General features: G+C 66.4%; 6 protein-coding genes and 1 pseudogene. 1 reads left to right on the plus strand and 6 read right to left on the minus strand.

The features are described from left to right. Positions 1–88: 88 nt before the first annotated feature. The 4 genes from ACFWPK_RS32740 to prpD form a co-directional block, all read right to left on the minus strand. Positions 89–3,478 (minus strand): pyruvate carboxylase, encoded by a 3,390-nt coding sequence (locus ACFWPK_RS32740; protein WP_378922436.1) that lies wholly within the window; start codon positions 3,476–3,478, stop codon positions 89–91. A gap of 102 nt (positions 3,479–3,580) precedes the next feature. After that, positions 3,581–4,705, minus strand: coding sequence for a bifunctional 2-methylcitrate synthase/citrate synthase (locus ACFWPK_RS32745; RefSeq protein ID WP_378922438.1), 1,125 nt, complete (start codon positions 4,703–4,705; stop codon positions 3,581–3,583). Continuing rightward, the gene (gene prpB / locus ACFWPK_RS32750) at positions 4,705–5,619 is read right to left on the minus strand and encodes a methylisocitrate lyase (RefSeq protein ID WP_378922440.1); all 915 of its coding nucleotides are present in this window, start codon (positions 5,617–5,619) and stop codon (positions 4,705–4,707) included. Before prpB ends, ACFWPK_RS32745 begins: the two co-directional genes overlap by 1 nt. Further along, the gene (gene prpD / locus ACFWPK_RS32755; protein ID WP_378922442.1) at positions 5,619–7,121 is read right to left on the minus strand and encodes a 2-methylcitrate dehydratase PrpD; all 1,503 of its coding nucleotides are present in this window, start codon (positions 7,119–7,121) and stop codon (positions 5,619–5,621) included. The genes prpB and prpD overlap by 1 nt, the downstream gene beginning before the upstream one ends. Positions 7,122–7,277: 156 nt before the next feature. On the opposite strand from prpD, the gene ACFWPK_RS32760 reads away from it, so the two are divergent. Then, a complete protein-coding gene (locus ACFWPK_RS32760; RefSeq protein ID WP_378922444.1) occupies positions 7,278–8,720 on the plus strand; it encodes a short-chain fatty acyl-CoA regulator family protein in 1,443 nt (480 codons plus the stop codon). A gap of 67 nt (positions 8,721–8,787) precedes the next feature. On the opposite strand, the gene ACFWPK_RS32765 is transcribed toward ACFWPK_RS32760, so the two are convergent. Both ACFWPK_RS32765 and ACFWPK_RS32770 read right to left on the minus strand, forming a co-directional pair. Next, positions 8,788–9,771: a methylenetetrahydrofolate reductase gene (locus ACFWPK_RS32765; protein ID WP_378922446.1), complete on the minus strand. Its 984-nt coding sequence runs from the start codon at positions 9,769–9,771 to the stop codon at positions 8,788–8,790. 26 nt (positions 9,772–9,797) lie between these two features. After that, positions 9,798–10,340, minus strand: a pseudogene (locus tag ACFWPK_RS32770) (serine hydroxymethyltransferase); the annotation flags it as partial.

The following is a 10,340-nucleotide window of genomic DNA, read 5'->3' on the forward strand; positions in this document are numbered from 1 at the left end:
ACAGCTCTTGTCAGGTTTTCCAGATCGGTTCAGTCCAGCCAGAGGCCGGGTGTGCACGTACTTTTCGTTCCCGTGACCAGGTGCCGGACTAACCCGCAGCGACGACCAGCAGCAGGTCACCGCCGTCGACCTGTTGCACCTGCTTGATCGCGACCCAGTCGATCACCCCGGCGCGCGGAGCGGTGATCGTCGCCTCCATCTTCATCGCCTCGATCGTGGCGACGGTGTCGCCCGCCGCGACCGGGTCGCCCACTCCGACGGCGAGTGTGACCACACCGGAGAACGGTGCGCCGAGCTGTCCGGGATCCGCCGGGTCGGCCTTCTCGGCGGCGGCGACCTGATCGGCGACCGACCGATCGCGGACTGCCACTTGCCGGAGCTGGCCGTTGAGCAGGCACAGCACTGTCCGCATCCCTCGTTCGTCGGGTTCGGAGATGGCCTCGAGCCGGATGAGCAAGGTGACGCCCTTCTCGAGGACCACGTTGTGTTCTTCGTCGGGGCGCAGACCGTAGAAGAACTGGTTGGCCGACAGCCGGGAGACATCGCCGTATCGGTCGCGGTGGGCGAGGAATTCGGCGGTCGGGCCGGGAAACAGCAGCCGGTTCAGCGCTGCGCGCCGTTGCGTGGAGGTGCCGTCGAGCGCCTCACTGTCGGTCGGGCTCAGCGGTTTTTCCGGCTTAGGCTCGGACCGTCCGGCCAGTGCCTTGCCACGGAACGGTTCGGGCCAGCCACCGGCGGGTTCGCCGAGTTCGCCGCGCAGGAAGCCGATGACCGAGTCGGGGATGTCGTAGCGGCCAGGATCGGCGGCGAAGTCCTTCACCGACACCCCCGTGCCCACCAACGCCAGGGCCAGATCACCGACCACTTTGGACGACGGGGTCACTTTGATCAAACGACCGAGCAGGCGGTCGGCGGCCGCGTAGGAGGCCTCGACCTCTTCGAACCGGTCGCCCAAGCCGAGCGCGATCGCCTGCTGACGCAGGTTCGACAGCTGACCACCCGGGATCTCGTGGGTGTACACACGACCGGTCGGCGCGGGCAGGCCCGACTCGAACGGCGCGTAGACCTTGCGCAGCGCCTCCCAGTACGGCTCCAGATCGCAGACGTTGCGCAGGTTCAGACCGGTGTCGCGTTCGGTGTGTGCGGCCGCGGCCACGATGGCCGACAGCGCGGGTTGCGACGTATTGCCCGCCATAGGCGCGGACGCGCCGTCGACCGCGTCGGCACCGGCCTGCCAGGCGGCCAAGTAGGTGGCCAGCTGGCCGCCGGGGGTGTCGTGGGTGTGCACGTGCACCGGCAGATCGAAGTTACTGCGCAGTGCGGTAACGAGTTTCGCGGCTGCGGGGGCACGCAGCAGACCGGCCATGTCCTTGACCGCGAGGACATGCGCGCCCGCGTCGACGATCTGTTCGGCCAGCTTCAGGTAGTAGTCGAGGGTGTACAGATTCTCGCGCGGGTCGGACAGGTCACCGGTGTAGGACAGGGCGACTTCGGCCAGGGCAGTACCGGTTTCGCGTACGGCGTCGATGGCCGGGCGCATCTGGTCGACGTTGTTGAGCGCGTCGAAAACGCGGAAGATGTCGATGCCGGTCGTGGCGGCCTCGGAAACGAAAGCGCGCGTGACCTTTTCCGGGTACGGGGTGTAGCCGACGGTGTTGCGGCCGCGCAGCAGCATCTGCAGGTTGATGTTCGGCACGGCCTCCCGCAGCGCGGCGAGGCGCTCCCACGGGTCCTCGAACAGGAACCGCAGCGCCACATCGTAGGTTGCCCCGCCCCACGCCTCGATCGAGAGCAGCTCGGGGGTCAGTCGCGCGACATGGCCGGCGACTGCGAGCAGACCACTCGTCCGTACCCGCGTCGCCAGCAGCGACTGGTGCGCGTCACGGAAGGTGGTGTCGGTGACCGCCAGAGCCTTCTGCTCGCGCAAAGCACGGGCGAAACCCTCCGGGCCCAGCTCGAGCAAGCGCTGCCGCGAACCGGGCACAGGCGCCACGGTCAGGTCGAGGGCGGGCAGTTTGTCGTGCGGGTAGACCGTGGCGGGCCGGGGTCCGTAGGGCTGGTTGACGGTGACGTCGGCGAGGTACTCGAGAATCTTGGAGGCGCGGTCGGCCGAGGTGTGACGGGTCAGCAGTTCGGGGCGCTCGTCGATGAACGAGGTGGTAGCCCGGCCCGCCTGGAAATCGGGATCGTCCAGGACCGCTTGCAGGAACGGAATATTGGTGGACAGGCCGCGAATACGGAACTCGGTCACCGCGCGGCGGGCGCGAGCGATCGCCGCCGGGAAGTCACGGCCACGACAGGTGAGTTTGACCAGCATGGAATCGAAGTGGGCGCTGACCTCCGCGCCGACATTGGCGCCACCATCCAGGCGGACACCAGCGCCGCCGGGCGAGCGGTAGGCGGTGATGCGGCCGGTATCGGGACGGAACCCATTGGCCGGGTCCTCGGTAGTGATACGGCACTGCAATGCGGCGCCACGGATCTGCACCGTCTCCTGACTCAAACCCAGATCCGCCAGCGACTCCCCCGCCGCGATCCGCAACTGCGACTGCACCAAGTCGACATCGGTGATCTCCTCGGTGACCGTGTGCTCCACCTGGATACGCGGGTTCATCTCGATGAACACGTGGTTGCCGCGCTCGTCGAGCAGGAACTCCACAGTGCCCGCGTTGATATAGCCGATCTGGCGCGCGAACGCCACCGCGTCGGCGCAGATCCGTTCGCGCAGTTCAGGAGACAGATTCGGGGCGGGCGCGAGCTCGATCACCTTCTGATGACGACGCTGCAGCGAACAATCCCGCTCGAACAAATGCATCACATTGCCGTGCTGATCAGCCAAAATCTGCACCTCGATGTGGCGCGGATTCACCACCGCCTGCTCGAGGAACACCGTCGGATCACCGAACGCCGACTCCGCCTCACGCGACGCCGCCTCGATCGACTCACGCAACTGCGCAGGCGTAGCGACCCGGCGCATGCCACGACCGCCACCACCGGCAACAGCCTTGACGAAGATCGGATATTCGAACTCCGCTGAAGCAGAAAGTAATTCATCGATATCGGCCGAGGGCGCACTCGACTTCAGCACCGGCAGCCCAGCCCCGCGCGCCGCCTCGATCGCCGTCGCCTTATTACCCGCCATCTCCAAGATCTCGGCGGTCGGACCGATGAACGTGATGCCCTCGGCAGCACAAGCCGCGGCCAGTTCAGGGTTCTCCGACAGAAACCCGTAACCCGGATAGATCGCGTCGGCGCCCGCACTCTTGGCCGCCTCGATGATCGCCTCGATCGACAGATACGCGCGAACCGGATGACCTACCTCGCCGATCTGATAGGCCTGATCGGCCTTGTGCCGGTGCGGAGAATTGCGGTCTTCGTGCGGAAACACCGCGACCGTCCCTGCACCGAGTTCGTACGCGGCTCGGAAGGCGCGGATGGCGATCTCGCCGCGATTGGCTACCAGGACTTGGGAAAACATCTGCTCGATCGACCTTGTCGAGTCAGGGCGCGGGGTGGTGCGCCGGAACGAGACGGCGGCCCGCACAGTGGTGCGGACCGCCGACGAGGGACTAGCTGTGGGTCAGGCGACGACCGACCGTTGCGGCACCCCGACGTACTCGCTCAGTGGCCGGATCAGCGCGTTGGACTCGCCCTGTTCGATGATGTGAGCGGTCCAGCCGGTGATCCGGCTCATCACGAAGATCGGCGTGAACACCTCGATATCGAATCCGAGCAGGTAGTAGGCGGGACCGGTCGGGAAGTCGAGATTGGGCTTGATGCCGGTGGCCTCGTTCATGGTGCGTTCGAGGATCTCGTACATCTGGACCCACTTGCCGCCGTCGGTCGCGGCGGCGATGTCGACGAACGCCTTCTTCATCGTGGGTACCCGGGAATCACCGTTCTTGTAGACCCGGTGGCCGAAGCCCATCACCTTGTCCTTGTTGTCCAGCTTGTTGCGCAACCATGCCTCGGCAAGGGCGGGATCGCCGATCTCGAGCATGTCGTGCATGACCGCTTCGTTGGCGCCGCCGTGCAGCGGGCCCTTCAACGCTCCGATAGCGGCGGTGACCGCGCTGTAGATATCGGACAGGGTCGAGGTGACGACCCTGGCCGCGAAGGTGGAGGCGTTGAAACTGTGCTCGGCGTAGAGGATCAGTGAAACCTCGAACGCCTTCACCAGCTCCCGCGACGGGACGGTGCCGAAACACATGTTCAGGAAGTTCTCCGCGTACCCCAGGTGCGAGTGCGGCGGAATCGGGTCGAGACCCTGACGGCGACGATGATCGGCGGCCACGATCGTCGGCAGCACCGCGAGCATCCGAAGAGCCTTGGCCCGGTTGGCTTTCGCGGAGTTGTCGTCCTCGGCGGGGTCCTCGGCGCCGAGGTAGCTGATCGCGGTGCGGACGATATCCATCGGATGGCAGTTGTCGGGCATCTTCGACACCAGCGACAGCAGCGACCGATCCGCGCGGCGGGCGGCCCGCTCCTGCTGGCAGAACCGTTCCAGCTCGATGTGATCGGGCAGCTCACCACGCCAGAGCAGGTAGGCCACCTCCTCGAAGGAGCAGTGCGCGGCCAGGTCCTGCACGGCATAGCCGCGATAGGTCAGCGAGTTGGTCTCCGGCACCACTTTCGAGATCGAGGTCGTATCGACGACGACACCGGCGAGGCCCTTGTAGATGGTCGGAACGGCGATATCCGTCATCACTGATCACTTCCCAGCGCGAAATTGAAGATGTCGGAATCGAATTCGTTGTAGCGCTCGTACTGCAGCAGCTCGTAGAGGCGACTGCGGTGCTGCATCCGGTCGAGCAGACCGGACTGGGTGCCCTGCTCGTAGATCTCGCGCAGACCGGCCTCGGCGGCGAACATGGCCAAGCGCAGCGTGGAGACCGGATAGATGACGGCGTTGTAGCCGATCGATTCCAGCGTCCGGGCGGGAATCAGTTCGGACTTGCCGAACTCGGTCATGTTCGCCAGCAGCGGAGTCGCCACCGCCGCCCGGAACTTCTCGAATTCGGCTGCCTCGGACAGCGCTTCGGTGAAGATCAGGTCCGCGCCTGCCTCTGCATAGGCTTTCGCTCGGTCGATCGCCGCGTCGATCCCCTCGATACCCGCGGCGTCGGTGCGCGCGCAGATCACGAAGTTCGGGTCGCGTCGTGCCGAGACCGCCGCGCGCAACCTGCGCACCATCTCGCCGACGGGGACCACTGCTTTGCCGTCCAGATGCCCGCACCGCTTCGGGTTCACCTGGTCCTCGAAGTGCGCGCCCGCGATGCCCGCGTCCTCGAGGAAGGTGACCGTGCGCGCCGCGCTCATCGGCTCACCGAAACCGGTGTCGGCGTCGATGAGCACCGGCAGCTCGGTGACCCTGGCGATCTGCTCACCGCGCCCGGCCACCTCGGTCAGCGTGGTGAGACCGATATCGGGCAGGGCGAGGTCGGCCGAGACCACCGCACCCGAGACATAGACACCCTCGAAGCCGATCTCCTGGATCAGCTTGGCCACCAGCGGATTGAACGCGCCGGGAAAGCGCTGGATGCGCTCCGAGGCCAGTCCGGTCCTGAACGCGACGCGCTTGTCGGCGGCCGAGGTCGACGAAGCCAGCAGACCGGTCATCAGAACAGACCCTTCGCGAGCTTCGGCGTACGGGCCAGCACAGCATCGGAAACGGTGAAGTTCAGCTGCCCGAGTTCCTCGGCTGTCAGTTCGGGGGTGCGCTGGGCGACGTCGAGGAAACGATCCTGCTCGGCCGGGTCGACGACGCCTTCGGCCAGGGTGCGGAACTTCGCGATGTACTGCTCGCGAGCGAACGGGCGAGCGCCCAGGGGGTGCGCGTCGGCGACGGCGAGCTCGTCGACGATCACTTCGCCGCTCTTCAAGGTGATCTCGGCGCGGGCGCCGAAAGCCTTCTCGTTCGGGTCGGTGGAGTGGTAGCGGCGGGTCCACTCCGGGTCCTCGGCGGTGGAGATCTTGCGCCACAGCTCGACGGTGTCGGGGCGCTGGGCGCGCTCGGGGGCGTAGGAACGCTCGTGGTGCCAGGTGCCGTCCTGCAGGGCGACGGCGAAGATGTACATCACCGAGTGGTCGAGGGTTTCCCGCGAGGCCGTGGGGTCGAACTTCTGCGGATCGTTGGATCCGGTGCCGATGACGTAATGGGTGTGGTGGCTGGTGTGCAGCACAATCGTCGCGATCTGGTCGAGATCGCCGACACGGTCACGCATTCGGCGGGCCAGGTCGATCGGGGCCTGGCTCTGGTACTCGGCCGAGTGTTCCTTGGTGTAGGTGTCGAGGATGCCGCGCTTGGGCTCGCCGGGGCCGGGCAGCGGCACCGTGTACTCCGCCTTCGGTCCGCCGAGCAGCCAGGCGACGACCCCGTCCTCGCCCTCCCAGATCGGCGAGGGGGCGCCTTCACCGCGCAGAGCGCGGTCGACCGCTTCGACGGCCATCTTCCCGGCGAAGGCAGGTGCGTAGGCCTTCCAGCTCGAGATCTCGCCCTTGCGCGACTGACGGGTGGCGGTCGTGGTGTGCAGGGCCTGTCCGATCGCCTGGTAGATCGTCTCGGTGTCCAGGCTCAAGAGGGTGCCGATGCCCGCGGCGGCCGAGGGGCCGAGGTGGGCGACGTGGTCGATCTTGTGTTCGTGCAGGCAGATCGCGCGCACCAGGTCCACCTGGATCTCGTAACCGGTCGCGAGGCCGCGGATCAGGTCGGCGCCATTGCGGCCGGTGTGCTGAGCGACCGCGAGGATCGACGGGATGTTGTCACCGGGGTGTGAGTATTCGGCGGCGAGGAATGTGTCGTGGAAGTCCAGTTCGCGCACCGCGACACCGTTGGCCCACGCCGCCCATTCCGGGGAGAACCGGCCGGGCACACCGAACACGGCGGCGCCGGGGCCGTACTGGTGTGCCAGTGCCTGGGCGCGTGCGTTGGCCACCGGGCGGCGGGTGATCGAGGCCGCGGCCACCGACGCGTTGTCGATGATCCGGTTGACGATCATCTCCTCGGCCTCCGCGGCCACCGGCACCGCATCGGTGGCTACCTCGGCGATCCGCCACGCGAGGTGTTCTTCTCGCGGGAAGTCCTCAGCGGAACGGTGCGTACGGACGAGATGGTTCTTCACGAGTGCGGCCTCCAGGAGCGGTGAATTTCGACTGCTTCTTTCGCACGTTACACACGGGTCGTTTACCGCGAAATACACCGCAAATGCCAAATGTTGTGGATGAAATTCAGCAAATTTGCGTAAGTTGTGAAAAGGGCTGCTGATACATTTGCCGGTATGCAGAAGATGTACGCGGGCGCACGGCTGCGGACGCTGCGTGAGCTTCGTGGCCTGTCTCAATCGGGGATGGCGAAGGCGCTCGGGTTATCGGTGAGCTACGTCAACCAGCTCGAGAACGACCAGCGGCCGTTGACCGTCCCGGTCCTGCTGCGGCTCAACGCCACCTTCGACCTGGACATGGGTTTCTTCGCGGCCGATACCGACGCCCGGCTGCTGGCCGATCTGCAGGACGTCTTCGCCGACGACCCCGACGCGGCTTCGGTCACCAACGCCGAACTCGACGATCTGCTCACGCGCGTCCCCGGCGCGGCGCGGCTGCTGGTGAGCCTGCATCGTCGCCTGCGCGGTGCCACCCAGCAGATGGAACAGTTCTCCGCCGATATCGAGGGCTCGACCGTCGAACCGGGGACCGCGATGCCATATGAAGACGTCCGCGACTTCTTCTACGACCGCCGCAACCACATCCCCGAACTCGACCAGGCCGCCGAAGCACTGTTCACCCAGAACCGGCTCAGCATCGGCGGGCTGGATCTGCAGCTGACCCGGCTGCTGCACCACCGACACGACATCACCGTCACCATCCGGTCCGACAACCCCACCGATCCCGGGCCCAAACGCATCTACGACCCCGAAGCCCGCCAGATCGTTCTCGCTCGCAGACTCTCACCGGGTCAGCGTGCCTTCCAGCTCGCCACCCAGTTGGCGTTCCTCACCCACGCCGACACCATCGACACACTCACAGCGTCGGTGGAGACGATGCCGGCCGGCTCCCGTGACCTGCTCCGGGTCGGTCTGGCCAACTACTTCGCCGGCGCATTGATCCTGCCGTACACGCGGTTTCGCGACGCCGCCGAAGAACTGCACTACGACATCGATCTGTTGTCGTCGATGTTCGAGGTCGGCTTCGAAACCGTCTGCCACCGGCTCTCGACATTGCAGCGCCCGAATCAGCGCGGAGTCCCGTTCTTCTTCGTGCGCACCGACCGCGCGGGAAATATCTCGAAACGCCAGTCCGCCACCGCCTTCCATTTCTCCCGCGTCGGCGGAAATTGCCCACTGTGGGTGGTGCACGAGGCCTTCACCACCCCTGGCCGCATCCGCACCCAGATCGCCGAGATGCCCGACGGCCGCAAATACCTGTGGCTGGCCCGAACGACCGATGAGAGCACACCGGGATATCTCTCTCCGAAAAGGGATTTCGCCATCGGCCTCGGTTGCGACCTCGCCTACGCCGAGAAGCTCGTCTACTCCCATGGGCTACCGATCCACGACGAGACCACCGCGGTGCCGATCGGCGCGGGCTGCAAGATCTGCGAACGCCCCGCCTGCGCCCAGCGCGCGTTCCCGCAACTGGGCAGGGCGATCCGCGTCGACCAGAACCGCGCGGCCAATATCCCCTACACCCCGGCCGACCAGGATCGCACCGGGCACGCGCCCTGATCGGCCAGGAGCGCCGGAGCCGCCCGCACGCTCGCGAAGGGCACCGAGTGGGCGGTCCGGTGGTGCGTCAGCGCGGCTTCGGTGCCGCCGTGACGCCGTACCCGAGGTTGGTCAGCACTTCGCTGGTCGCCTTGGCGAAGTTCAGCGTGATGAAGTGCAGGCAGGGTGCGCCCTCATCGATCAGGCGTTGGGCCATCTCGGTGGCGATCTCGATTCCCTCGGCGCGCACGGCCGCGCGGTTCTCTTCCTGGCCGTCGCCCGCGGCCTTGCGCAGCCTCGCCATGACCCGCTCCGGCAGTGGTCGACCACACAGTTCCACGGCCCGGTTCACCGTGCGCAGTGAGGTGATCGGCATCAGCTCGGGGATGATCGGCTTGCTGCCCTCGATCGGGTCCAGCGCGATCACGCGGTCGCGCAGCCGCAGGTAGTGCTCGACGTCGAAGAACATCTGGGTGATCGAGTACTCCGCGCCCGCACGCAGTTTCGCGGCGAGGTGACGGGTGTCGTGATCGAGATCCGGCGAGCGGTGATGGCCCTGCGGGAACGACGCCACACCGACATGGAAATCGCCCAGGTCGCGCACTATGCGAACCAATTCGTAGGCGTACCCGACCCCCTCGGGGTGTCTGGTCCACTCCCCCAGCGGATCGCCCGGCGGGTCGCCGCGCAGGACCAGCAGGTTGCGGATCCCGGAGTCGGCGTAGGAGCCGACCAGCGAGCGCAGTTCGGCGACGCTGTGGCCGACCGCGGTCAGGTGGGCTACCGGCAGCAGGGTGGTCTCCTTCGCCAGCTCGCCGGTGATGCGCACGGTCCGCTCCTTGGTGGAGCCGCCCGCGCCGTAGGTCATCGACACGAATGCCGGATGCATACGCTCGAATTCACGAACCGCCCGCCAGAGCCGAGCCTCGCCGACCGCGTCACGCGGCGGGTTGAATTCCACGGAGAACGGCACGCCGCTGCCCGCATGGGTGCGCAGGATCTGCGCCACCGAGTGCCGGGTGGCATCGGTAGTCCCGTCGCATTTCGTTCTTGCTGAACCGGTTTCGCTCATCTTTGATCTCCTGGGCCCGAGCCGGGTCAGCTCAACGTCCAGTTCTCGAGGCCCTGGTAGAGCGGGACACTCTGAGCCAGCTTGGCGACTCGGGTGCGCAGGGTCTCTGTGTCGGAGGTGCCGGCCAAGGTGGCGGCGATGATGTCGGCGACCTCGGTGAACTCGGTATCACCGAAACCACGAGTAGCCAAAGCCGCCGTGCCGATACGCAGGCCCGAAGTCACCATCGGGGGACGCGGGTCGAAGGGGACCGCGTTGCGGTTCACGGTGATACCGACCTCGTGGAGAACATCCTCGGCCTGCTGACCATCGAGCTCGGAATTACGCAGATCGACCAGGACCAGATGCACGTCGGTGCCGCCGGTGAGGACGGAAACACCCTTGTCCTTGACGTCAGCACCGGTCAACCGCTCGGCGAGGATCCGGGCACCCGACAGAGTACGGACCTGACGGTCGGCGAACTCCTCGGTAGCGGCGATCTTGAACGCGGCAGCCTTCGCCGCGATCACATGCATGAGCGGGCCACCCTGCTGGCCGGGGAAGACCGCCGAGTTGAGCTTCTTGGCGAA

The sequence above is a fragment of the Nocardia sp. NPDC058519 genome, assembly GCF_042719755.1.
Lineage (GTDB): Bacteria > Actinomycetota > Actinomycetes > Mycobacteriales > Mycobacteriaceae > Nocardia.